The sequence below is a fragment of the Collinsella sp. AF11-11 genome (genome assembly GCF_003465485.1).
Classification (GTDB): Bacteria; Actinomycetota; Coriobacteriia; order Coriobacteriales; family Coriobacteriaceae; genus Collinsella.
The window spans coordinates 101703-125741 of sequence record NZ_QSAS01000002.1 but is presented as its reverse complement, the minus strand read 5'-3'; the positions used below and the strand labels follow the sequence as shown (position 1 = coordinate 125741).

Genomic DNA, 24039 nt, shown 5'->3' with positions numbered 1-24039 from the left:
CGGCCCACAAATAGTTCAAGAGGAAATCGTGGCAAAGAAGAAGACGAAGAACCAGCCAAAGAAAAAACAGGTCAACGCCGAGAGCGTCATCGGCCTGCACTCCGAGGTCACCGATCAGCCGATCACGCAGACGCTCGAGGTCAACTACATGCCCTACGCCATGAGCGTCAACGTCTCGCGTGCATTCCCCGAGATCGACGGCTTTAAGCCCTCGCATCGCAAGCTGCTCTACACCATGTACAAGATGGGTCTGCTCAAGGGCGAGCGCCAGAAGAGCGCCAACATCGTGGGCCAGACCATGAAGCTCAACCCGCACGGCGATGCCGCGATCTACGAGACGATGGTGCGCCTGGCGACGGGCAACGAGGCGCTGCTTGCCCCCTTCGTGGAGTCGAAGGGCAACTTTGGCAAGTACTATTCGGGCGACCTGAGCTACGCCGCCTCGCGTTATACCGAGGCCAAGCTCTCCCCCATCAGCGCCGAAATCTTCAAGGACATCGACAAGGACCCGGTCGACTTCGTCGACAGCTACGACGGCGCCATGAAGGAGCCACGCCTGCTGCCCACCACGTTCCCAAATATCCTCGTCTCGGCCAACAAGGGCATCGGCGTCGCCATGGCGTCCGACATCTGCGGCTTCAACCTCAACGAGGTCTGCACTGCCACCATGCATTACCTGCAGGATCCCGGCTGCGACCTGCTCGAGTACATGCCCATGCCCGACTTCTCGACCGGCGGCGAGATTATCTACCGCCGCGAGGAGATGGAGAAGATCATCGAGACCGGCCTTGGTAGTTTCCAGATTCGCTCCCGTTGGCGTTGGATCCCCGAAGAGCGCATCATCGAGGTCTACGAGATTCCCTACACCACCAAGACCGATGTCATCATCGAGCGCATCGTCAAGCTCTCCAAGGAGGGCAAGGTCAAGGAAATCGCCGATATCCGCGACGAGACCGACCTTTCGGGCTTGCGCATTGCCATCGACCTTAAGCGCGGCGTCGACCCCGACAAGCTCATGGCGAAGCTCTATCGCTCGACCACGCTGCAGGATTCGTTCTCGTGCAACTTCAACGTACTGGTCGATGGTTACCCTCGCGTTATGGGCGTGCGCCAGATCCTGCACGAGTGGGTCAAGTGGCGTATTGAGTCCACGCGTCGCCGCATCAACTTTGACCTGGGCAAAAAGTCCGAGCGCCTGCACCTGCTGCACGGCCTTGAAGCGATCCTGCTCGACATCGACAAGGCCATCGTCATCATCCGCGGCACCAAGCTCGAGGCCGAGGTCGTGCCCAACCTCATGCGCGGCTTCGACATCGACGAGACTCAGGCCGAGTTTGTCGCCGAGCTCAAGCTCCGCAACATCAACGAGGAGTACATCCTCAACCGCACCAAGGACATCGCCAAGCTCGAGGGCGAGATTGCCGAGCTCGAGGAGATCCTCTCCAGCGAGGAGAACATCAAGAAGGTCATCAGCGACGAGCTGGCCGCGGTCAATAAGAAGTACGTGATGCCGCGCCGCACGGGCAGGATCGAGCCCCATGAGGTTATCGAGGTAAGCTTGGAGCCCGAGGTCGAGGAGTACCCGGTCACCATCATGCTCTCGCGCGATGGCTATCTTAAGAAGATGACGGACCGCGTGCTCAAGAAGGCGACCACGCTCAAGTACAAGGACGGCGACAAACCCTTTATCGAGTTCCCGTCCTCCAACACCCACGAGCTGCTGGTCTTTACCAATAAGAGCCAGGTATACAAGTGCAAGGTTTCGGCGTTTGAGGACACCAAGTCGGCCCAACTGGGCTCGTACCTGCCGACCGATCTTGAGATGGAACCCGACGAGAGTGTCATCTGGGTCATCGACCCCGAGGATTACAAGGCCGATGTGCTGTTCGTCTTTGAGAACGGCCGCGTGGTGCGCGTCGCGCTTTCTGGATACGTCACCAAGACCAACCGCAAGCGCCTCAAGAACGCCATCTACGGCGGCAGCAAGCTGCTGTATGCGCAGGTGCTCAAGGAAGACCGCGACCTCGCGCTGGTCTCGAGCGACTACCGCCTGATGAACTTCAACACGTCGCTGCTCAAGACCAAGACGACCACCAACACGCAGGGCGTCCAGGCCTTTACGACCAAGAAGGGCCGCTCGGTCACCACCGTCGGCACGACCGAGGAGATTCTTGGCGCCGGCGTCTCGGCCGAAAAGTTCACCGCGCAGAGCCTGCCCTCCGCCGGCGCCCTCATGAAGGAAAATGACATGCCGAGTTTGTTTGACTAAAACAACGGCGACTAAACCGTCATGGTTTTACAAAGCAGCGGGGCCCGGAGCGCAGTAAACGCTGCGCCCCGGGCCCCATGCATTACACCAGCATCATCCCTATAGACAAAATGCCGCATAAAGCGGAACAGACATAAGCCCATCATTCATTCCAAAGGGCTTAGTCGATAGCCTGATAAGGCGCACGCCCGGATGGGTCTTTTTAAGTGAGGACAGACTTCGAGATCTTGTGTTCTCCCCCGCCTTGACTTCAATCGCAGACAAGCATCCCTGCTTCTCTACTACAAAGTCGATTTCCGCACGATTATCTCGCGCCCAATAATGCAGTGGATAACCCATGGCTGAAAGCTGTTGGGCAACGTAGTTTTCGGTAAGTGCACCCATGAATGTGCCGCCGATACCGGCAAGAATATCGGCGCGTTGAGCACCGGCCTTGGAGACCAGCAGCCCTGTATCCGCCTGATAGATTTTAAAAGCAGAAGGGTTAACGAAGGCCTCTAAGGGGCTTTCGATCTGCCCGACTAGGCTGCAGCGCGCCACCGTACCCGACAATACAAGCCAGTCGAGAGCATCTCCAAAGAGAGACGCATTGCCCCCCGCTCGCACTACCTTGTATTGAAATTTACGATTCTCTTTGGCAAGCTGCTGTGGAATGGAATCGAAGCACGCACGCGTCTTTGCGCTCAAGCGCTCATCAGCATATTTATTAGTGTCGGCGGAGTATCCGTCGAGAATAATCCGATGCTTTTCGGCCACATCAATGATTGACTGATCATCGATGTACGTTTGGACCGCCTCGGGCATTCCGCCAACAACAAGATACTGCCGATAGAGCCCAAGCGCCTTTTCATGAAGGCTTGGCGCGAGAGGACCCATAAACTCGAATGATGAGCGTATCTCGTCGACCAGCTGATCGTGCCCCATCGCCCAGAGAAACTCCTCGAAATCGAGTGGAGTCATCTCAATCAAGTCGGTCTTTCCGACGGGGAACGAATACGACTGATGGTTAATGGCAACCCCAAGAAGCGACCCAGCAGCCGCAACGTAATACTCGGGAGCATCTTCGCAAAAGTATTTAAGGGAAGTGAGCGCTTCCTCACATGCCTGGATCTCGTCAATGAACAGTAAGGTTTTGCCAGGCACGATACGCTGTCCCGTACGAGCCTCAATCGCGCGTACGATCGAATGAGGGTCAAGACCGCCCGAAAAATCCGCTCGCGCCGACCGGTCGTTCTCAAGATTAACGTAGACAACCGATTCGAAAAGATCCTGAGCGTACGTTCTGAGCAGATAGGTCTTGCCACACTGGCGCACGCCTTTGACCAGCAAAGGTTTTCTATCAGCCCTGTCTCGCCATTCCCTAAGGAGCTCGTCTGCCTTGCGACGCATACGCAACCTTCCCTCATGAACTTCTGTTTGACAATATTTTAACGCGGATTAATTTGTTTTCAGTTATTTTTCTGCGTTTAAAAATTGTTCTATACGGCACTTGAGGGAATTCGCCCCTATCTCTCGGTAAGGACAGCAAGCATTTCCACCAACGCTGATTGCCATGCGTTCTTCTTGTCCTTAGGCAAGCTTGCGAGCGAGCTCTCGCACCTCTTTCAACTTGGGCGAGGATGCCATGCTGTCGCGCTCGGTCATACCGCTGATGGTGACAATGCCCTGGTCCTCCCACTTGCAGTACGCGCAGGTTGACTTGTACATAGCGATCGCCGCATCATAGACACCCTCGCTGTGGCTATCGAGTAAAAGGGCCGTCTTGGTGAACGGGAATCCCGTGGCACCGAAGGCGTACAGGCGGTCGATGGCGGTCTTTTCCTGCGCAGTGATATCAAACCAGTAGATAGGCGAAGCGAAGACAACCATGTCGGTGTCTTTCAGCGACTCAATCACGTTGGCCATGTCATCCTTCTGCACGCAGACGCCCTCATGGGCGAAGCAGTACTGGCATCCCAAGCAGCCGGCGATCTTCTTGCTGGCAACGCGGATGACCTCGACCGTATGGCCGCCCTCACGCGCGGTCTCGGCAAACGCCTCGACCATGGTATCTGTATTGGCGCCCTTACGCGGGCTACCGCTCAATACAACGATATTCACAAGAATCTCCCTTCTTCATGCCGCAGGCGCGCGGCACACATTTTGTTGTAACCAAAACGGATGGAGCTATTCAGACGTCTGTAGATCGCATCTCTCGCTCGCGCTCTCCAAAGAAGGTGCAAGCAGAAGCATCACGGACATTAATCAGCGCCGATATGGATCACGACATGAAACCGTAAGGGTTGGCCAGAGGTTGCCAGATTCAGTAGCTCGCAGCAATAGAGCGAATGACGACTTCGGCGATATAATCCGTGTCATCTTGATTGTTCCCGCGCGGAAGGTACAGCTCATGTCCAAGCTCAACATCGACCAGCGATCGATTCGCGATCTTCTCACCGATAAGCGATCGGACTTCCTCATCCCCGACTACCAGAGGCCCTACGCCTGGGGCGAGGATGAATGCGCAACGCTGTGGGATGACCTGTTCTCGTTCGCTTTTCCAGACGATGACTACGAGCGTTTCGACAGCGAGAACGACGAATACTTTCTAGGACCCATCGTCACCTTTAAGAACCTCTCTGGCCAACTTGAGATCATTGATGGCCAGCAGCGCCTCACCACCATCATGCTGCTGCTCCGCGCGTTCTACGACAAGTTCACCAACATGAAGGATAAGCAGTCTGTGAAGATGCGCGAGGCAATCGCCCGTTGTGTATGGAAAACCGACGAGTTCGACGAGCCCGACATGGAGCGTCTCAAGATCGACTCCGAGGTTGCATCGGACAACGACAAGAATGAATTCCTCGAGATTATACGAGAGGGCAATGTAGGCGATGGCTGGAAGAGCGCCTATGCCCGCAACTTCGCTTTCTTCCAGAGGAAAATTGAGCAACTGGTGAGCGAGTGGCCCACCTACACCGTCTACATGGCCACACGCGTCATCAACAATGTGATACTGTTGCCCATTGAAGCGGAGTCGCAGGACACCGCGCTACGCATCTTCTCGACTCTAAACGACCGAGGGCTGCCTCTCTCGGATGCCGACATCTTCAAGAGCCAGTTCTACAAGCATTATTCCGACACGGGGCGCAAGGATGAGTTCATCCGTCGCTGGAAGGGGCTCGAGGAGGGAGCGAACGCCATCTTCCGGCCCATGCGCGGTACACCAACCGATGAGCTATTTACGCGCTATATGTACTACCGCCGCGCGAAGAAAGGCATCCGCGACACGACCACCGCATCGTTGCGCGACTTCTTCGGTGCCGATGGCTACGCCATGCTCAAGGAGGACGCCACGCTCGACGATCTCGAGGCGCTGCTCGGCTTCTGGAAACGCGTCGACGCGCAGGAAGGGTTCAGCGAGCGCGTGCTCCGCAGGCTCTTCGTGCTGAACTACGCCCCCAACGGCATGTGGACCTATCTGCTAAGCGTCTGGTTCCTCGCCAACCGCGACAGCAAAAGTGCTCTCGATGACGAGGCACTCTACGGCTTTCTAAACAAGATCACGGCATTCGTTCTCGCCTACGCCATTGAGCGTCCCGGCGTGAATGCGCTGCGTTCGCCAGTGTATCCCGAGATGATCAACATCGTGGAGCACCGCCCGGTGGAGTTTCCTAACCACCACTTCAATCGCGCAAATATTGCTGAGCGATTCCGAACCTACGTGTTCACCAACGGCAGGCCTGTAACGAAGTCCATGCTCACTTGGTGGGCGTACGCAGACCCAGATCAACCACTCATGGACCTAGACACCACGCTCGAAATTGAGCACATCTATGCCAAGAAGCGCAACGAGGTAGACCCGCTCGTCGACCAATCCAACCTGGAGGCGCTGGGTAACAAGGCGCTGCTCGAGAAGCGTGTAAACATCCGCGCGGCCGACTACAGATTCTGCGATAAACGCAAGTACTATGAGGGATACACCGACAGCAATGGCAAGCGCAAAGCCGGAACAAAGATCGCGGAACTCAAGCGCCTGACACAAGTCATGGGAGACTTCACCGAAATAGACATCGCGACTCGCACGGCACGGATCATCGATGCCTTCGTGGACTACCTGGGCGACAACGGACTTTTGAGCTAAGGAGCGAACATGTTCGAAAGGCTAACCAAGTACGCTGGCAAGCTGGCGGACAGAAACATGAATGTCGAGCTTGGGGGTGGGACGCTCGGACTCGAGGATTTCGTCGACGATTTCTATGAACTGGACGGGTTCGCGGACACCAGCTACTTCGAGACGCTTGAACGCCATGGCATCGACACCTCGGAAGGCATAGACAGTTGCGACATCGACCATGGGGACATTGACCTGATACGTGCATGCATCACGTGGTGCGTTCGTGGCGACCGCTTCTGCGACGGACTCCTTGCCGCGCAAGCCAGGAGCGGGTTTCTGGACCGCTGCCTCTCCCGGCTGAAGGAGCTCGACGAGGGCTGAACGGCGGCCACGAAGACGTCTGGCGCTGCGACAGCACAGCGATGCGACAATGCCATGCCGTCGCACTCCGTCATGTCACCAAATCAAAAGCGGAACCAACGCTCAATCTTGAGATGCGTTAACCAAAGGACTCACGTTTCTGCCGGGAAGTCGAGAGCGCGGGGCACACGATGGCGCTTTATCCTCAGCTCATAGCTGCACTGCTTACCTGAAATGAACCCGTGGTCAAGATGAACTACGAGAATCATAGCGGGCGGATACCGCCCGCATACCTCCTTCGGAATAGGCACTGAGCAGCCCCTGGGCGTGAGCGAACTCAGGTCCCCGCCTCCAACCAAGCAGGCGGTTGACCGCGAGATTTCCCTGGACGTTGTGGACGAAGAGCAGATAGGCGTCCTCGCGCGAAAGCCCAGTCTTCTCCATGATCGAAGGAACCATTTGCTCGGCGCCGCGCTCGACGACGCGCTGTGCCACCCGGGCGTACGCGTCGTCATCCGAGTAGAGCAGATAATAGTCATCGTTTGCCGGCGGGCGCTGGCAGAGGGCCCCCGCCTCCGTTCCCTCGAGTGGGGGCGCCGCCGCCAGGGCCTCGTCGATAAGTGCGTCGAGCAGCGCGAACTTGTCCTCGTAGTGCAAATAAAACGTGCCGCGGTTGATATCGGCGCGGCGGCAGATATCCGCTACCGTCATCTTCGCGAAGCCAACCTCGGCCAGCAGCGCAAAGAACGCCTCCCGTATGACCGAGAGCGTATAGCGTCGGCGACGGTCCATCTTCCCCGCTTCCATTACCCCTCCAATTGCAACGCTCGACAATGCCCAGCAAACGCTCGTTTATCGACAGCAGGCCGAAGCTGTTCATTGCTCTTAAGCAAATCGACATGGATACTTTTTATCAACACCTGTTCATAATAGCTGAAAGAAGGTATCCAGTGACTCTATACGAGCAGCTCGTTGTCGAGCTCACCAACCGATCGTTTTCCCTTCAGGCCGCCTACCGCAGCGGCGGCACGCCCTATGAGCTGAGTGACCGCGAGCCCGAGCCCTACGACCAGCAAATCAAGGACTTCGCCCGCATGATTGAGGAAGCCGATTGCGTGCTGGTGGGCGGGGCCTCCGGGCTCTCCGCGGCGGGCGGCGGCGACTTCTACTACGAGGACAACGCGACCTATCGCAGGCATTTCGGCAAATTCGCCGAGCGCTACGGTTTCAAGGGCGCGTTTGAGGGGTCGACCTACCGCTGGCCCACCGCCGAGGCACGCTGGGGTTATCTTGCCACCTTCCTCGACACCACACTCAACGCCCCGCCGCGCCAGCCCTACAAGGACCTCGACGCCATTCTTGCCGAGAAGGACTTTTTCGTGCTCACCACCAACCAAGACACGCAGTTTGTGAAGATCTACCCCTGGGAGAAGGTGGCCGAGATTCAAGGCGACCACCGCTTTTTCCAATGTTCCCGCTGCTGCACCGATGACGTATGGGACGCGGTCGAGCCGGTCTCCCGCATGGTAGAGGCCATGGGAGACGGCCTTGAGGTTCCGGCAGAGCTCGTGCCGCACTGCCCGCACTGCGGGGCAGAGGCGTTTCCTTGGGTTCGCGGCTACGGCAACTTCCTGCAGGGCGAGCTCTACGAGGAGCAGTACCGCAAGGTATCCGACTGGATTGACGCGCACGCGCGGCAGAAGATTCTATTCCTTGAGCTGGGCGTGGGCCGCATGACACCCGCGTTTATCCAGGAGCCGTTCTGGGCCCTCACGGCGCAGTTGCCGCAGGCCAGCTACATCGCCGTAAACAACAAGACGCAGTTTCTCCCCCGCGCGATCGAGGATCGGGGGCTCGCCGTTCGCGCCGACATCGCCGACGTGCTCGCCGACGTGCGCAAGACGCTGGGGAGGTAGCACATGGAAACGGTAAAAGCGGTTCGTATCGGCCAGGCACTTGCCGAGGCGGATCTTGTCATCATCGGCGCTAGCAACGGACTCGACATGGCGGAGGGGCTCAACCTTTTCTGCGCCGATGCTCATTTCCAAGAGGCGTACGGGGACCTCGCCCAGGCAGACGGCATCGGCTGCATACTGCAGGGGCTCGCTTCCCCGGATGCCAGCGTGCGACGCCGATGGGCCGAGCGGTTCCATCAAAAGGAGTATCTCGAATATGAGCCCGGCTCGCTCATGAACGGGCTGCGGCGTCTTACGGAGCACGCCGACACCTTCGTGGTCACATGCAACATCGACGGGCACTTCGCGCGCGCCGGGTTCGACGAGGAGCGCGTGCTCGAGACTGAGGGGGGCACGCGCACGTCGGTTGACGAGCGGCGCCTCGCCCATCCAGACGCCCTCGCCATGACCCAGCTCGACGAGCTCGCGCGTCTTGTGCAAGCCCATCGCAACGGCAGGGTCGCCATCCTCGAACTTGGCGTGGGACTGCACAACGGCGTCATAAAGCGCATGCTCGCCCAGATCGCGAACGCCTGCGAGCACGCCACCTACATCGTGTTCAACTACGGCCAGGCCATGGCGCCCGACGCTTCGTGCGAGACGATTCTCGTTGACGGCGATATGGCCCCGGCTTTCGAGGAGATCGCCCGATGCCACCCCTAGAAAGAGAAGCGCGTAGGCTTCGAAGCCTTATCGACGATGCCGACGCCATCATCGTCGGCATCGGCTCGGGCATGTCGAGCGCCGCCGGGTTCAACCATTACAACCGCGCGGGCATGGCGCGCGCAGGAATGGCGGACTGGCAGCAAGCCTTTGGCTTCAAGAGCCTTTTCGACGGCTTCTACCACCTCTACCCCAGCCTCGAGCAGCAATGGGCCTACTACGCGCGATATATCGATTTCATGCTGCGCGAGCCGACCTCGCAGCCCTATCTCGACCTACGGTCCCTCATCGGCCATAAGGACTACTTCATCCTGAGCACCAATGTAGACACCCAAGTCGAGAAGACGTTTCCCACCGAGAGGATCTGCAACTATCAGGGAAGCTTCGCGCACCTTCAATGCAAGCAGCCATGCTGCGACGAGCTCTTCGAGGCGAGCCCCTACGTCGAGCGCATGCTCGCGGGCATGGCGGGGTTCGAGATCCGCAGCGAGGATGTCCCCCGATGCCCGCACTGCGGCTGGCAGCTTGTGCCGTGGGTGCGCGACGACACGTTTCTGCAGGGTGCGGTATGGCGCGAGAGCCTCGGACGATACGAGCGCTTCGTGCGCGAGCGCAGCGATCGCCGCGTGCTGTTGCTGGAGCTCGGCGTGGGCGAGATGACCCCCGGCATCATCACGCTCCCGTTCTGGAGCATGACCGCGAAGCTGCCGGATGCGCACCTTTTGAGCATAAACATCTCGGGCGGCTCGGCTCCGTTGCAGCTTGGAAGCAAGGCAGGGGCGATCCAGGCCGATTTGGGCGCCCTGCTCTCGGTGGCGCGGGCAGGTGGCGAGTAACGCGGAGCGGTAGACGCGCAATGAGGTTTTAGCCGCAGTCTCCGAACGAGAGGGCTCGGAGGCTGGTATTCCTGAATCGCAGGTCACGATGGGTTATCGGAATCGCGAAGAGCGGATACCGCCAGCAAGCCCCCTTCGGAATAGGCGTTGAGCAGCTCCTGGGCATGGGCGAACTCGGGGCCTCGTCTCCAGCCGAGCAGGCGGTTGACGGCCAGATTGCCCTGGACGTTGTGGACGAAGAGCAGGAAGGCGTCTTCGCGTGAAAGCCCTGTTTTCTCCATGACCCAGGGAACCATCTGCTCCGCTCCGCGTTCTATGACGCGCTGGGCTACGCGAGCGTATGCGTCGCTGTCCGAATAAAGCAGGCGATAATCGTCGTCTGCCGGCGGACGCTGGCAAAGCGTTGCCGATTCAACCCCCTCAAGCGGGGGAGCCGCTGCCAATGCCTCGTCGATAAGCGCATCGAGCAGCGCGTACTTATCCTCGTAATGCAGATAGAACGTTCCCCGGTTGATCTCGGCGCGGCGGCAGATGTCCGCCACCGTCATCTTCGCGAAGCCGACCTCGGCCAGCAGCGCGAAGAACGCCTCCTGTATGACCGAGAGGGTGTAGCGCCGCCGGCGGTCGATCTTGGTTTCTCCCATCGCCTCTCCAATCTGAGTCGTTTGACAATGTCCAGTAGCTGTTCGTTTATCGACAGGTGCACGCGTTTGTTCATTGCCCCTGCGAAAATCAACAAGGATACTGTTTATAGACACCTGTTTTTTATAGCTGAAAGGGAGCACGGATGACCCTGTGCGAGAAGCTCGGCATCGGGCTTGTCAGCCGATCGTTTTCCCATCGGGCCGTCTATCGAAACGGCGGCACGTCATACGATTTGAGCGATTGCGAGCCTGCTGCTTGCAAGCAAGATATCGAGGTTTTTGCCCGCAAGGTGGGGGAGGCTGATTGCGTGTTTACGGGAGAGGCAGGTAGGCAGGCGTTATGAGCATCTGCATCAAAAATCAGATTCAGAATATGAATATCGTCATCGGCTGCACGGTGGGGTGTCCATATTGCTATGCCCGTAACAATGTGAAACGTTGGCATATGATTGACGACTTCGCTGATCCTGCGTTCTTCCCGAGCAAGCTCAAGATGATGGAAAAGAAACGCCCGCAGAACTTTCTCCTTACCGGCATGAGCGATCTCTCCGGGTGGAAGCTGGAATGGCGAGACGAGGTATTTGCAAAGATCCATGAGAATCCACAGCATCAGTTCCTGTTCCTGACCAAGAGACCCGATTTGCTGGATTTAGATACCGACCTGGAAAACGCATGGTTCGGCGTTACGGTGACGAGGAAAGCGGAGCTGTGGCGTATCGACGCCCTTCGGAAAAACGTCAAAGCAAATCACTTCTTCGTTACTTTTGAGCCGCTATTCGACGATCCCGGTACGGTCGACCTTTCCGGAATCAACTGGATCGTCGTCGGTACCATGACCGGGGCGCAGAGCAGGAAGGTTCATACGGAACCGGAGTGGGCATGGTCTTTGACGGACCAGGCGCACGCGCTTGGCATTCCAATGTTTATGAAGGAAGACCTCGTCTCTGTCATAGGGGACGAATACATGATTCAGGAATTGCCGGAAGAATTCGAAAGAGTGCTGGAGGTGCAGAGAACATGGCGGAAGTGATCGATGGAATCCTCATCAATGAGGTGGAAGCAAAGAACATCATGACCAAGTCCAGCCTGCCGGTAGGCGGCTACTCGGTCAATCCCTATGTAGGCTGCACGCATGCCTGCAAGTATTGCTATGCCTCCTTTATGAAGCGCTTTACCGGACACAAGGAGGAATGGGGCACCTTTCTTGATGTGAAGCATTGGCCGGAAATCAAGAATCCGAAGAAATACGCTGGACAGCGGGTGGTTATCGGTTCTGTGACGGATGGCTACAATCCACAGGAGGAGCGATTCGGGAATACCAGGAAACTCCTGGAGCAGCTGATTGGCAGCGATGCAGATATTCTGATCTGCACAAAGTCCGATCTTGTGGTACGGGATATCGATCTGCTGAAGAGGCTTGGACGAGTGACCGTTTCATGGTCGATCAACACGCTGGATGAGAACTTCAAGAACGATATGGACTCCGCGTCGAGCATCGAGCGTCGTATCGCTGCTATGAAGCAGGTGTATGACGAAGGTATCCGTACGGTCTGCTTCGTGTCCCCGGTATTTCCCGGCATCACGGATTTTGAGATGATTTTTGAGCGAGTAAAGGATCGGTGCGATTTGTTTTGGCTCGAAAATCTCAATCTTCGGGGTGGTTTCAAAAAAGCGATCCTGGATTATATCGCCGAGAAACATCCCGATCTCGTACCGCTTTACGATGAGATCTATAACAAGCGCAACCGTAGCTATTTTGAAGCGCTTGAAGTAAAAGCCGAGGAAATGGCCAAGAAGTACGATTGCCCCTTTGTGGACAACGAAATGCCTTATGGCAGAGTCCCCCAGGGGCATCCGGTGATCGTGGACTACTTCTATCACGAGGAAGTCCGAGGGTCGGATAATAGCGGAAAAAGAAATCGTTAAACGGAAACCGACGACGATTCGCTCGAGCGATTAGCGTCCACGCGTGGCTTCTGCCGATTGGCGCAACGGGCGACGGATTAAGGGATCGCTCGGGCGGATGATCCCGCTGCAGTACAGGCGGTCGCTCAATTTAGCGGCATGAGCGTTTTCGCACGGAAAACCAGTATCTTGTACCGTGGGTGCGCGACGACACGTTTCTGCAGGGTGCGACATGGCGCGAGAGCCTCGGACGATACGAGCGCTTCGTGCACGAGCGCGGAGCTGGCCGCGTGCTGCTGCTGGAGCTTGGCGTGGGCGAGATGACCCCCGGCATCATCACGCTCCCGTTCTGGAGCATGGCCGCAAAGCTGCCGGATGCGCATCTGTTGAGCGTAAACATCTCGGGCGACTCAGCCCCCTTGCAGCTCGGAAGCAAGGCGGAGGCAATCCAGGCCGATTTGGGCGCACTGCTCTCGGCGGCGCGGGTGGGCGACGGTGCTTAAGCCTCTTTGTTAGTCGCTTTGAGATAATCCTCGTCGTTCACAGGCTCCAACCACTCGTTGGAGGTCTCCTCGCCCGGAACCTCCAGCGCGAGATGGGAGAACCAGCCGTCGGGCGCGGCTCCGTGTCAATGCTTCACCCCCGGGGCGATGTTGACCACATCGCCCGGGCGCAGCTCCTGTGCCGGCTTTCCCCATTCCTGGTAAAACCCTCGACCAGTCACAGCATGCCGGCAGCGAGGTCAATGCGCATTCGCTCATGCTACAATCCAACCACCAGAGATGAAAACACAGTCCCCGTCGGGTAGTCGTGGGCGTGCGGGAGTCCGCATCAGTAACCTGCCTCCTTGGTTGTCCCTTCTCTGCATGGTCATCTACATAAAGGAGGAACCAACCATGCAGATCAGCGTGTCATCCACCCTGACCGTATATCATGACGGCCAATTCTGGGTCGGGCTGGCGGAGCATGTCGAGGACGGCAGATACGGCGCCGCCCGCATCGTCTTCGGCGCGGAACCGTCCGATGAGGAAATCCTGCAATTCGTTACAAGCAAATGGGCGAAGCTCGCGTTCTTCGGTGACGAGGCCACGGAAACAAGCAAGCCCGCGAAGAATCCCAAGCGACGCGCTCGCGAGGCAGCGAAAGCCCTTAAGCGGCCCGCGGTGAGCACCAAGGCACAACAGGCGCTCGCAGCACAGCGGGAAGCGATGAAGCGGGAGTCGGCTCAAGCAAGAAGCCAGCGTCGCGCGGATGAGGCGGAGGCGCGCTTCGAGCAGCGGAAGCTGAAGCGCAAGCAGAGGCATCGTGGGCATTGATCGCCATGTGCAGCAAGGCAAACCATATACAGCAGTGGGGCCAGTTCCACTTGAAGCCGACGCCGCGTAGACGCTAATGGTGACGGCTATGCACGGGCACGGGCGAGCCACTGCACTTCACAGCTTGTTTCTCAAGTATTTGGGACGCACACGCGGCGTTCAAAAATGCGGAGCGACTCCACATGGCTCGAGACTGAGCCGAAGTGCCCTACTTCTCGCCCTCCAGCAGCACCACGATGCGGTCGATGTCGACGGCAAAGCGAGGCCTTCCCTCGTGCTCGTAACGGTCGAGGTATGCCTGGCACTCTGAGACAATGCGCTTGGTGCTGCCGTCGATGATGCGTTGGAGCGTCTCGTAGTAGGCCGAGCCCTCGGTCCTGAAGCGGCGCTGGTAGGCCTGGTTATGGGGAACATCTTGATGTAGTGGATGCCGTGGCGGCAGTTGGGGCGCGTCGTGGGGCGGGGTGGCAACGCAAAGTACTGGTCTTTGGGCACGTTAGGGGCGATGTTGGAACGCAGCGGCACGGCGAAGTCCCTGCGCTTCCCGCGGAAACGCAGCCTCACCACTACGATGAAGGGACGATTGTGCTTAAGCATGAGCTCGCGGTCGCCCTCGGCGTGGTCGAAGAAGTCCTGGGGGTGGATACAATCTTCATCGGTTACGCCCCCTTCATACGAAGCGGGGCCCGCATCGCTGCGGGCCCCTACAGGTGGGCGATATTCTACGCCTTGCGGCACCCCGTCGCCCACGGAGGTTAAACGTACACGTAAGCCGTACTCTGAAAGCCGCGGCTTCCGGCAAGCAGTTTATACCACGAGAGGTCGCTTTCAATGCGCATAGCTCGCAAAATAGCGCTCGCTGGGCCGTCACCCCTGGCCGTTACCCTCCAATCTTCATTGAAGTCAGCAGGTCAATTCATATAGTCATGGGGGTTTATCCTAAAGGGAATCAATTTTATACCCCCATAACTAAGGAATTATCTATTCCCACTCGATGACTAGGGCCCTGGTGTAATTGGCTGGATCACCGTTCCGGGAACCGGTATCGACCTACCTGTCCGCCAAGCTCCTTCTTCAGCTTCAGCCTAGTATCTGACTCGCGCCGTTATAAGCGAAAACCGAAGAGATGCGTCTTAGCCAAGAAAATAAGGTTAGCCTTATCTTACTTCATGATTCGTGTGTTATAGTTAGATGGCTCTAACTGTTTGGGGGCGACAGCCATGCATGAACGCAAGGGTTTCTGGGACAAGAACGCCGGTCGGTATGACCGTTTTATGCGAAACGACCGGGCGGCGTATGAGAAGATGTATGGGCTGATCCGGCCGGTAGTGAAAGCAAAAACCGTACTGGAGGTCGCCACCGGCACGGGGCTTATCGCAAAGAGCATCGTGAATGCGGCGGCGCACATCGAGGCTACGGACGCCTCTGCAAAGATGATCCTTGAAGCAAAGCGGGACAATCAATCCGCAAAGCTGCACTTTTCCGTACAAGATATGTTCCGCCTGCCCTATGCACAGAAGTCCTTCGAAGTGGTGGTCGTGTCCAACGCGCTTCACATAGTGCCGCATCCGGAAAAGGCCCTGCAAGAAATCAGGCGGGTGCTGAAGGACGACGGCGTGCTCATCGCTCCAACTTTCACCCACGCGGGGAACTCGGTTTCCGGCAAGGCAAAAGCCTTTTTCATGAGTATGGCGGGATTCCCCCTCCACAGCAGGTGGACAAGCGAGGAATACCTACGTTTCCTGCGTCAAAACGGCTGGGCGGTGCAGAAAAGCGCGGTGCTGAAGGCCTCGTTCCCGTTGACTTATGCGGAATGCACGAAATCGGAGGGGCCAGATGTCGTTCTTTGAAAACACCCGCAAGCCCGTGGGCCTCGGCGGAAAACTTATGGTTGCCATGATGAACCTGGGCCACAGCCCTGTGGCGCGGTGGGGACTTCGATTTCTACGACTTGCGCCAAATGCCAAGGTGCTGGATTGCGGCTGCGGCGGTGGGGCGAACATAAAACGGCTGCTGAAAAAATGCCCGCATGGCGTCGTCAAGGGCGTCGACTATTCGCCCGTCAGCGTGGAGAAGACTAGAAAGCTCAACCGAATTGCAATTCAGGAGGGGCGTTGCGCCGTTCTGCAAGGCAGTGTGGCGGATATGGTGTTTGAGGATAGCTACTTCGATGCCGCCACGGCCTTTGAGACCGTCTATTTTTGGCCTGATTTGCCCCGATGCTTCCGCGAGGTCTGGCGGACGCTGAAGCCAGGCGGGACAATTCTTATCTGCAACGAGAGCAATGGCGATACGGACAAGGACGAGAGGTGGACGCAGATCATCGGCGGCATGACCATCTACAAGGACATTGAATTAAAGGCGTATCTGGAGCAGGCGGGTTTTCATGAGGTGCAGATACGCAAAAAGAAAAAGTGGCTCTGCATCACGGCGCGGAAGTAAGGGCATCAAGCACGGGCATTTTTGCATCCATCCTGCACATGAGTTAGGCATGCCGGTCATAGCGGCTGTGCTGGCGGCAATTATGACAGTTTTTATTCACTGAGGAAGAAACCTATGAAATGTAAAATTGAGAAAAACACCGTGCAGGAGACGCTGATCCTCCCGCTGTATTCCCGGAAGCTGTGTACGGAGCTGTACCCGAACCTTTACAAGGATGAAACAGCGGTTCGTCTGCTCGGCCAGATCGACTACGACTTTTCAGAGGCAGAGAAAAACTCCCGCAGCCTGATGCAGCGCTTTGGTGCGCTGGAGGTGGCCATGCGGCAGGGTGATCTTGCTTTCGAGGTGCGGGATTACCTGAAAGACCACCCCAATGCGGCGGTGGTCAATCTGGGCTGCGGGCTGGACAACACCGGCAGAACCTGCGACAACGGTAGATGCAAGATCTACAATCTGGACTTCCCGGATGTGATTGCCTTGCGGCAGCAGCTGCTGCCCGCCGGGGATCGAGAACAAAATATCCCCTGCGACCTGAAAGACACCGCATGGTTTGGCAAAATCGATGCCTCCGGCGGGGCGGTGTTCTTCGCCTCCGGAGTGTTCTATTGCTTTCTGACCCAGCAGGTCCGGAAACTGGTGCGGGGGATGGCGGACGCTTTCCCCGGCTGTGTGCTGGTCTTTGATGCTGCCAATCGGACGGCAGTAAAGATGATCGCAAAAACATGGCTTAAGACTGCAAAAATCAAGGATGTGGGGGCATATTTTGCGGTTTCGGATGCCGCCAAGGAAATCGGCACGTGGAACAGCCGTCTACAGGTCACAAGTCGCGGCTATATGCTGGGTTACAACGATTTGAGAGACCCTTCTGTCAGCGGCTTTTTCCGGTTTCTCGCAAGGGTCGGTGACAACGGGATGAAAATGCAAATCGTGAAAATTAGATTTTAAAAGGCAAAAATGAAGCCCATTCACTTTGACGTTGAAGAAGACGGCTTTTACGGCACATATTGGGCGTGCAAGGACACACATACAGCAGCGGACACGGATTCGATTGAAACCGTGCCCGCTATCTAATACTATATTATTTTATCGAACGCCTGTTCTATTCCCACTCGATGGTCGCGGGCGGCTTGGACGTAATGTCGTAGCATACGCGGTTGGCGCCAGGGACCTCGGCAACGATGCGGCCGGAGATGCGGGCCAGGACGTCGTAGGGCAGCTTGGCCCAGTCGGCGGTCATGGCGTCGCTGGACTCCACGGCGCGCAAGATGATCGGGCGCTGATAGGTGCGCTCGTCGCCCATAACGCCAACGGACTTGATGTCGGGCAGGACCGCAAAATACTGCCAGCAGCTGTGCTCGGAGTTGCGCTCGCCGGTCTGCTCAAACAGACGCTGGTTATAGGCGTCGAGCTCCTCGCGCACGATGGCGTCGGCATTCTTGAGGATCTCGAGCTTCTCCTTGTCGACCGCACCGATGATGCGGATGGCCAGGCCCGGGCCCGGGAAGGGCTGACGGAACACGATGTGGCCCGGCAGGCCCAGCGCCAGACCAAGTGCACGGACCTCGTCCTTAAAGAAGTGGTCGAGCGGCTCGATAAGGTCGAAGTGCACGCCCTCGGGGAACGGGATCAGGTTGTGATGGCTCTTGATGGTGGCCGTCTTACCGCCCGTCTTGCGAGCGCCGGACTCGATGATGTCGGGGTAGATGGTGCCCTGAGCCAGGTACTTGACCGGCCTGCCATCGGTCTCGAGCTGCTGCGCCACGGCGAAGAACTCTTTCCAGAACTGCGTGCCGATGATGCGGCGCTTCTCCTCGGGCTCGGTCACGCCGGCCAGAAGCTCGGCATAACGGTCCTCGGCGTGGACGTGGATAAAGTCGACGTCAAACTGCTTGGTGAAGACCTCCTCCACCTGCTCGGGCTCACCCTTGCGCAGCAGACCGTGGTTGATGAACACGCAGGTCATCTGCTTGCCCACGGCGCGAGCGCCCAGCGCAGCCACGACGGAGGAGTCGACGCCACCGGACAGGGCCAGAATCACGCGGTCGTCGCCGACCTTCTCGCGAAACTCGGCCGTCATGGTCTCGACCAGGTTGTCCATGCTCCAGTTGGGCTCCAGGCCGCAGATCTCAAACAGGAAGTTGCTCAGCAGCTGCTGACCGTACTCGGAGTGCTTGACCTCGGGGTGGAACTGCGTGGTGAAGATCTTGCGCTCGACGCACTCCATGGCGGCAACCGGGCACACGTCGGTGCTGGCGGTAACGGTAAAGCCCTCGGGCACCTCGGAAACGGCGTCGCGATGGCTCATCCACACGGTCTGCTCCATGGGCGTGGAGTTAAAGAGCTTGGCGCCGGCAGTGCGCGTAATAGTGGCGCGGCCGTACTCGCCCACCTCGGAGTGCCCGACCTTGCCGCCGAGCGTCACGGCCGTGATCTGATGGCCGTAGCAGAAGCCCAGGACGGGAAGGCCCAGGTCAAAGATGGCAGGATCGATGGACGGAGCGTCCTCGGCGTACACGGAGGCCGGGCCGCCAGAAAGGATGAGCGCAGAGGCGTTCATCTCGCGAATCTCATCGGCCGAGATGTCGCAGGGAACGATCTCGGAATACACGTTGAGGTCGCGGACGCGACGGGCAATGAGCTGACCGTACTGCGCACCAAAGTCGAGTACGAGGACCTTTGCGGAAGCATTTTGATCCATGGTTTCCCCCTCTTGTTGGCGGGGAGCCGGTGCCCGCCCGCGCGAATGAACGAAAATAGCTTTCATAGTGTACACGTTATATGGGGTTTCTCGTCCCTCGCAGCCATCAGCGCACGGCAAACGCACGACCTGCACCCCTATTTGACGGCAATTGAAGTATTACTAAACGTTACAGATGATGTATTACGTTTGAACATTGGACGCCCTGTGCCACAATACTGCCGAACGACTCCGCCTTTGCGGCGGCAAATACGATAGGAATACCAGCATGAAGCGCATCCTTCTCATCGCCACGGGCGGCACCATCGCATCAACCGAGGACGGCAATGGCCTCTCCCCCGCCCTGACCGGTGAGGAGCTCGCCCAGAGCGTCCCCGAGATCTCGGGGCTCTGCGAGCTCGACGTCGTGCAGCCCATGAACATCGACAGCACCAATATGCGTCCCAGCGACTGGATGCGTATCCGCGACGTCATCGTCGAGGGTTATGCCGACCACGACGGCTTCGTGATTCTGCACGGCACCGACACCATGAGCTACACGGCCGCGGCGCTCTCCTACTTGATCCAGGACAGCCCTAAGCCCATCGTGCTCACCGGCTCGCAAAAGCCCATGGGCAATCCCTTTACCGATGCCAAGCTCAACCTGTACCAGAGCCTGCTCTATGCGCTCGACGAGCATTCGCACGACGTCTCGATCGTGTTTGGCGGCGTCGCCATTGCCGGCACGCGCGCCCGCAAGCAGCGCACCATGAGCTTTAACGCGTTCATTAGTGTCAACTATCCGCCCATCGCCTATATCCGCAACGACCGCATCGTGCGCAACGGGCTTCACGGCACGCATCAAGACGAAAACCCGGTGCGTTTCTACGGCAGCATTGACCCGCGCGTATTTGTACTCAAGCTTACGCCCGGCGTAAACCCGGGTATCCTGGACGCCCTTGCCGACAGCTACGATGCTGTAATCCTGGAGACCTTTGGCATTGGCGGCATCCCCGAGTTTGGCGAGTCCGGCGAGTCGTTCCAAGAGGCAATTTTCCGCTGGGTCGATTCGGGCCGCACCGTCGTTATGACCACGCAAGTCCCCGAAGAGGGCCTTGACCTGGGTGTTTACGAGGTCGGCCGTGCTTACGCCGACCATCCGGGCATTCTGCGCGGCGATGACATGACCACCGAGACGCTCGTGGCCAAGACTATGTGGGCACTCGGCCAGTCACGCGATGCCGCCGAGATTCAGCGCCTGTTCTACAGCCAAGTCAACCACGACCGCGTCCCGATGGCGTAATTCAGTTGTCGACGGGTATCCCCTATTCGATACCCTCGAGAAGCTCTGACACCGTCATGCCGAGTGCGGGCGCGATCTTAAATAGAACCTTGAGCGTGAAATTTGCCGTTCCATCTTCGATTCTGTTGAGATAGGGGCGGCTGATTCCTGCTGCCACACAAAAATCGACCTTGGAGATACCAAGGTCCCTGCGCGTCTGCTCGACTCGCTTGCCAAGAATCTGTTTCGCACGTTCGTCCATGCAGCCGAGTTTGAAATGGAGCTGAACAAAAACGTAAACTATAGTTTACGTTTAAACGAATACACAGGAGTTTTCTATGTCGGGTTCTTCGGTCCGCATGTACCGAGCCATGCTTCGCACAAACAGCGCACCGCCCAAGCTCGTCGTCGTTGAAGCCGAATGCCTTTCGCCCGATGAGCGCACAGCATTTGCATTGCTATCAAGTCGCGTCGCCGCCGTTCTGGTCCCTTGCCCGGCACAAGGTGAACTTGCCATCCAATGCCAAGCGCACAGCTGCTCGCTCAATCAGGCTGCCGTAATCGCAACTAGCCAACGTGGTCTGCCCCTTCTCCTGGAAGCCGGTATCGCACTCGCCCTTCGCGGCGCCGGATACGAAAACGAGGCCGCCGCCGACATGGTCTTTAAACCACAATCGAGCGGCGGCCTCGCAGCAGCCCTTGAATATGCGTGCAGGCTCGTTGCCTAAAAGGACAGGCTAGAAACCAAAGCCAAAGCCCGTTCCGGTAATCGCCGAGTACATAAAGTAAACGTTGACCACGTTGAGGAACACACCCGTGATGCAACCATTACGCAGGTAGCGCTCGCACACGATGCGCGCCATGGCGGCGGAGTCATCATTGTTTTTAGCCTGGCGTCCTGCCGTAAAGTACGTCGCCACGCTCAGCAGCAGGTTGAGCACCGGCAGTGCCAGCAACTCGTAGCTCTTGCCCCAGCGCGTCACCTCGCCGGCTGCATTAAACTTCGTTGCCACCTCGGGACCAATGTTGGGGATCACAAACGCCGCTACCACCAGCGGAAGCACCGCAAGTACGAGCAGCGCGATACCCATGTAGCCGGCTTTTTTGCCATATTTAAACATGTGCGTCGTCCTTACACGTTAAAGCGGAAGTGCACGACGTCGCCATCGGCCATGACATAGTCCTTGCCCTCAATACGCAGCTTGCCGGCGGCCTTGGCGCCCTGCTCACCGCCGAGCTCGATGTAGTCGTCATAGCCAATGACCTCGGCCTTAATAAAGCCGCGCTCAAAGTCGGTGTGGATAACGCCGGCGGCCTGCGGGGCGGTCGCGCCCTGACGAACCGTCCAGGCCTTGACCTCCATCTCGCCGGCCGTAAAGAACGACTGCAGGCCAAGCAGCTTATAGGCCGCCTGTGCGAGCACGTCCAGGCCGGGCTGCTCCAAGCCCAAGCTCTCCAGGTAGTCGGCGGCGTCCTCGGGATCGAGCTCGGAAAGCTCGGCCTCGATCTTGGCGCAGATGGGCAGCGGCTTAACACCATCGATGGGCGCCAGATCGTCGTTGAGCATATCCTCGTCCACGTTGGCCACATACAGGATGGGCTTCATAGTGAGCAGGAACAGGCCCTTGGCAGCGGCGCGCTCCTCGTCGGTCATCTCCATAGACGCAGCGCGCTTGCCCTCGTTGAGCCAGGCAAGCAGACGCTTGGCGACCTCGAACTTGGGCATGAGCTCCTTGTCGCGCTTGGCCTCCTTCTCGAGCTTGGGCAGCTGCTTCTCGAGCGTACCCATGTCGGCCAGGATGAGCTCGGTCATGATGGTGTCGGCATCGCCGGCGGGATCGACGAACTCGCCCGTACGGCCCACCTCGCGCATGACGTTGGGGTCCTTAAAGTAGCGCACGACCTCGCAGATGGCGTCGGTCTCGCGAATGTTGGCCAGGAACTGGTTGCCCAAGCCCTCGCCCTCGTTGGCGCCCTTCACCAAACCTGCGATGTCGACGAACTCGACCGTCGCCGGCACGATGCGACCCGGGTTAACGATGTCGGCGAGCTTTTGCAGGCGGCTATCGGGCACGTCGACGATACCCACGTTGGGGTCGATCGTGGCGAACGGATAGTTGGCGGCAAGGCCGGTCTTTTTGGTAAGCGCGGTGAACAGCGTCGACTTGCCCACGTTGGGCAGGCCCACGATACCGATGGAAAGGGACACGACAGCTCCTTTTGGTACAAGCATTTCAAACTGCATAAGTATAGCGCCGCCGCAGCATCTGGGCTAACCCGGACGCCACGGCGGCACGAATGAAGCAGAGATAGGGGTCGCTGACTAGTCCGCGAGCTTTTCCACCTGGTCGAGCATCTTGTCAAGCTTGGCCTTTGCCTCGGCCTTGACCTTCTCAGCTTCTTCGTGGGCCTTGGCCTTCTGGGCGGCCTTTTCCTCGGCTTCGGGATCGACGACGACCAGATTGGACGCGTCATGCTTAACTAACTTGAGTGCATGCTCGGGGCACACCTTGACGCAGGCACCGCAGCCCAAACAATACGTGGACTCCAACGCAAAGCGGCCGCTTCCCACCAAATCGCAGGCGAACGTGGGACACACATTGACGCACTCGCCGCACGACGTGCACTTGTCAAAATCGCACTCCGGCGTGCTCACCTGCATGTTCTGGGCAAGCTCGGGGTGGTTTTGCAGCGTCGAGAGTACCAGCTGGCGCCCGTGCGTAAGCGTGCGGCGACGTTTGGCCGTCGTGGTGCCGCACATGGTGTTGAGCGTACGCTCCAACTGAGTAATCTGATGGCGATGGGCTTTGAGCTTCTGCGTCACCGAGGCCAGTGCCGCAGTCGCCGGGTTGAGTTTAGTCACGGTTAGGCCCGTGGTGCGGGCGATCTTTTCCATGTACTCCTTGCGCTCGTACTCGCGGCGCTTATGACATTTGAGGCTCTTGGGGTCGACCTCCAGGCCCATGCCCGTACCGGCCCACTCCTCGGCGGTGGCGATGGCCTCGCCCAGAATATCCTCGCCACCGGTGTTGCGGCACTTATCGCACACGCCCAACGGCAGGTACACGCTCACGTTGGGATAGTCCGCCAGCACCGAGAACCAGGTCTCGGCCGTAATATCGCCCACGCAGGCGACGACGACCTCGTTTTCGCGCGGCATGCGCTTAAGGGCGCGCGTGCAGGTGACGTAGGCGGTCTCGTGGCTCGTAGCAGCAGAGACGATGTCGTCATACAGGTTTTTGGGCGCCAAGCGCGGCGAGATGATCGCCTCGGTCGGACAGGCAGCGGCGCACAGGCCGCACTTGCGACAGGAGTCGAGGATCTCGATGGCGTCTTCCTCGACCTCGATAGCGTTGACCGGGCACACGTCCATGCACGCGGTGCAGCCGCTCTTTTCGTTTTTGCAGGTCAGACACGGAATGGTGTTGCCACGCGGACGCTCCTTGTAGTCGGCAGGATTCCACTGCGGCGCCGACGGATCGAGCGCATCGGTCACGCCGCCAAGCGGGTTTTTAAGAAAGTCGAAACCCTTGCTGATCTCGATAATGTCATCAAATAGATCGTGTTCCTGCGCCATGCGCGGCCCCTCCCTGA

Annotated in this window: 25 protein-coding genes; 16 read left to right on the top strand and 9 right to left on the bottom strand. The window is 58.2% G+C overall.

Annotated features, from left to right (window positions below):
* The first annotated feature begins 28 nt into the window (after positions 1 to 28).
* On the top strand, positions 29 to 2269 hold the full coding sequence (locus tag DWV58_RS02020; RefSeq protein ID WP_117776004.1) for a DNA gyrase subunit A: 2241 nt from the start codon (positions 29 to 31) through the stop codon (positions 2267 to 2269).
* Positions 2270 to 2368: 99 nt separating this feature from the next.
* Here DWV58_RS02020 and DWV58_RS02015 read toward each other — a convergent pair whose 3' ends face one another.
* Positions 2369 to 3658, bottom strand: coding sequence for an ATP-binding protein (locus DWV58_RS02015; RefSeq protein WP_117776003.1), 1290 nt, complete (start codon positions 3656 to 3658; stop codon positions 2369 to 2371).
* A 180-nt stretch (positions 3659 to 3838) separates the two neighbouring features.
* Complete coding sequence (locus DWV58_RS02010; RefSeq protein WP_055252412.1) at positions 3839 to 4369, bottom strand: flavodoxin family protein; 531 nt, start codon at positions 4367 to 4369, stop codon at positions 3839 to 3841.
* 289 nt (positions 4370 to 4658) lie between these two features.
* Between DWV58_RS02010 and DWV58_RS02005 the strand changes: the two genes are divergently transcribed.
* Both DWV58_RS02005 and DWV58_RS02000 read left to right on the top strand, forming a co-directional pair.
* Positions 4659 to 6392, top strand: coding sequence for a DUF262 domain-containing protein (locus DWV58_RS02005; RefSeq protein WP_117776002.1), 1734 nt, complete (start codon positions 4659 to 4661; stop codon positions 6390 to 6392).
* 9 nt (positions 6393 to 6401) lie between these two features.
* Positions 6402 to 6746, top strand: coding sequence for a DUF6508 domain-containing protein (locus tag DWV58_RS02000; protein ID WP_117776001.1), 345 nt, complete (start codon positions 6402 to 6404; stop codon positions 6744 to 6746).
* A 225-nt stretch (positions 6747 to 6971) separates the two neighbouring features.
* Here the strand turns inward: DWV58_RS02000 and DWV58_RS01995 are convergent, their stop codons facing one another.
* Entirely contained in the window at positions 6972 to 7532 is a 561-nt protein-coding gene (locus DWV58_RS01995; RefSeq protein ID WP_117776000.1) for a TetR/AcrR family transcriptional regulator, read from the bottom strand.
* A 143-nt stretch (positions 7533 to 7675) separates the two neighbouring features.
* On the opposite strand from DWV58_RS01995, the gene DWV58_RS01990 reads away from it, so the two are divergent.
* From DWV58_RS01990 to DWV58_RS01980, 3 genes are read left to right on the top strand one after another with little or no spacing between them, the layout of a single operon-like run.
* Complete coding sequence (locus tag DWV58_RS01990) at positions 7676 to 8641, top strand: hypothetical protein (RefSeq protein WP_199585961.1); 966 nt, start codon at positions 7676 to 7678, stop codon at positions 8639 to 8641.
* A gap of 3 nt (positions 8642 to 8644) precedes the next feature.
* Positions 8645 to 9343, top strand: a complete 699-nt coding sequence (locus DWV58_RS01985; protein WP_117775999.1) for a hypothetical protein — start codon at positions 8645 to 8647, stop codon at positions 9341 to 9343.
* On the top strand, positions 9331 to 10179 hold the full coding sequence (locus DWV58_RS01980) for an NAD-dependent protein deacetylase, SIR2 family (protein ID WP_117775998.1): 849 nt from the start codon (positions 9331 to 9333) through the stop codon (positions 10177 to 10179). Before DWV58_RS01985 ends, DWV58_RS01980 begins: the two co-directional genes overlap by 13 nt.
* A gap of 83 nt (positions 10180 to 10262) precedes the next feature.
* On the opposite strand, the gene DWV58_RS01975 is transcribed toward DWV58_RS01980, so the two are convergent.
* The gene (locus DWV58_RS01975) at positions 10263 to 10823 is read right to left on the bottom strand and encodes a TetR/AcrR family transcriptional regulator (protein ID WP_117636933.1); all 561 of its coding nucleotides are present in this window, start codon (positions 10821 to 10823) and stop codon (positions 10263 to 10265) included.
* Positions 10824 to 10966: 143 nt separating this feature from the next.
* Here DWV58_RS01975 and DWV58_RS01970 point away from each other — a divergent pair, with 143 nt between their 5' ends.
* The 8 genes from DWV58_RS01970 (at position 10967) to DWV58_RS01925 (ending at position 17431) form a co-directional block, all read left to right on the top strand.
* Complete coding sequence (locus DWV58_RS01970; RefSeq protein ID WP_117775997.1) at positions 10967 to 11167, top strand: hypothetical protein; 201 nt, start codon at positions 10967 to 10969, stop codon at positions 11165 to 11167.
* Complete coding sequence (locus DWV58_RS01965; RefSeq protein WP_117758036.1) at positions 11164 to 11853, top strand: radical SAM mobile pair protein A; 690 nt, start codon at positions 11164 to 11166, stop codon at positions 11851 to 11853. Before DWV58_RS01970 ends, DWV58_RS01965 begins: the two co-directional genes overlap by 4 nt.
* The gene (locus DWV58_RS01960; protein WP_117775996.1) at positions 11841 to 12749 is read left to right on the top strand and encodes a radical SAM mobile pair protein B; all 909 of its coding nucleotides are present in this window, start codon (positions 11841 to 11843) and stop codon (positions 12747 to 12749) included. Before DWV58_RS01965 ends, DWV58_RS01960 begins: the two co-directional genes overlap by 13 nt.
* A gap of 245 nt (positions 12750 to 12994) precedes the next feature.
* A complete protein-coding gene (locus DWV58_RS01955) occupies positions 12995 to 13231 on the top strand; it encodes a hypothetical protein (protein ID WP_147326463.1) in 237 nt (78 codons plus the stop codon).
* 393 nt (positions 13232 to 13624) lie between these two features.
* Complete coding sequence (locus tag DWV58_RS01945; RefSeq protein WP_117775995.1) at positions 13625 to 14044, top strand: YjdF family protein; 420 nt, start codon at positions 13625 to 13627, stop codon at positions 14042 to 14044.
* Between the two features lie 1220 nt (positions 14045 to 15264).
* Positions 15265 to 15894, top strand: a complete 630-nt coding sequence (locus DWV58_RS01935; RefSeq protein WP_117775993.1) for a class I SAM-dependent methyltransferase — start codon at positions 15265 to 15267, stop codon at positions 15892 to 15894.
* A complete protein-coding gene (locus DWV58_RS01930) occupies positions 15881 to 16486 on the top strand; it encodes a class I SAM-dependent methyltransferase (RefSeq protein ID WP_117775992.1) in 606 nt (201 codons plus the stop codon). Before DWV58_RS01935 ends, DWV58_RS01930 begins: the two co-directional genes overlap by 14 nt.
* 114 nt (positions 16487 to 16600) lie before the next feature.
* Positions 16601 to 17431, top strand: a complete 831-nt coding sequence (locus DWV58_RS01925; RefSeq protein ID WP_117775991.1) for a class I SAM-dependent methyltransferase — start codon at positions 16601 to 16603, stop codon at positions 17429 to 17431.
* A 154-nt stretch (positions 17432 to 17585) separates the two neighbouring features.
* Here DWV58_RS01925 and guaA read toward each other — a convergent pair whose 3' ends face one another.
* Positions 17586 to 19184 (bottom strand): glutamine-hydrolyzing GMP synthase, encoded by a 1599-nt coding sequence (gene guaA / locus DWV58_RS01920; RefSeq protein WP_117775990.1) that lies wholly within the window; start codon positions 19182 to 19184, stop codon positions 17586 to 17588.
* 268 nt (positions 19185 to 19452) lie between these two features.
* On the opposite strand from guaA, the gene DWV58_RS01915 reads away from it, so the two are divergent.
* Positions 19453 to 20466 (top strand): asparaginase, encoded by a 1014-nt coding sequence (locus tag DWV58_RS01915; protein ID WP_117775989.1) that lies wholly within the window; start codon positions 19453 to 19455, stop codon positions 20464 to 20466.
* A 22-nt stretch (positions 20467 to 20488) separates the two neighbouring features.
* On the opposite strand, the gene DWV58_RS01910 is transcribed toward DWV58_RS01915, so the two are convergent.
* On the bottom strand, positions 20489 to 20707 hold the full coding sequence (locus DWV58_RS01910; RefSeq protein ID WP_117775988.1) for a helix-turn-helix domain-containing protein: 219 nt from the start codon (positions 20705 to 20707) through the stop codon (positions 20489 to 20491).
* A 76-nt stretch (positions 20708 to 20783) separates the two neighbouring features.
* On the opposite strand from DWV58_RS01910, the gene DWV58_RS01905 reads away from it, so the two are divergent.
* Positions 20784 to 21173, top strand: coding sequence for a hypothetical protein (locus DWV58_RS01905; protein ID WP_117775987.1), 390 nt, complete (start codon positions 20784 to 20786; stop codon positions 21171 to 21173).
* 9 nt (positions 21174 to 21182) lie between these two features.
* On the opposite strand, the gene DWV58_RS01900 is transcribed toward DWV58_RS01905, so the two are convergent.
* From DWV58_RS01900 to DWV58_RS01890, 3 genes are all read right to left on the bottom strand, one after another.
* Positions 21183 to 21566 (bottom strand): DUF1648 domain-containing protein, encoded by a 384-nt coding sequence (locus DWV58_RS01900; protein ID WP_117775986.1) that lies wholly within the window; start codon positions 21564 to 21566, stop codon positions 21183 to 21185.
* A gap of 11 nt (positions 21567 to 21577) precedes the next feature.
* Positions 21578 to 22654, bottom strand: a complete 1077-nt coding sequence (ychF, locus tag DWV58_RS01895) for a redox-regulated ATPase YchF (RefSeq protein ID WP_035136922.1) — start codon at positions 22652 to 22654, stop codon at positions 21578 to 21580.
* Between the two features lie 114 nt (positions 22655 to 22768).
* Positions 22769 to 24022 carry a 4Fe-4S binding protein gene (locus DWV58_RS01890; RefSeq protein ID WP_117775985.1) on the bottom strand — a complete coding sequence of 418 codons (1254 nt, stop codon included), beginning with the start codon at positions 24020 to 24022 and terminating at the stop codon, positions 22769 to 22771.
* Positions 24023 to 24039: the final 17 nt, after the last annotated feature.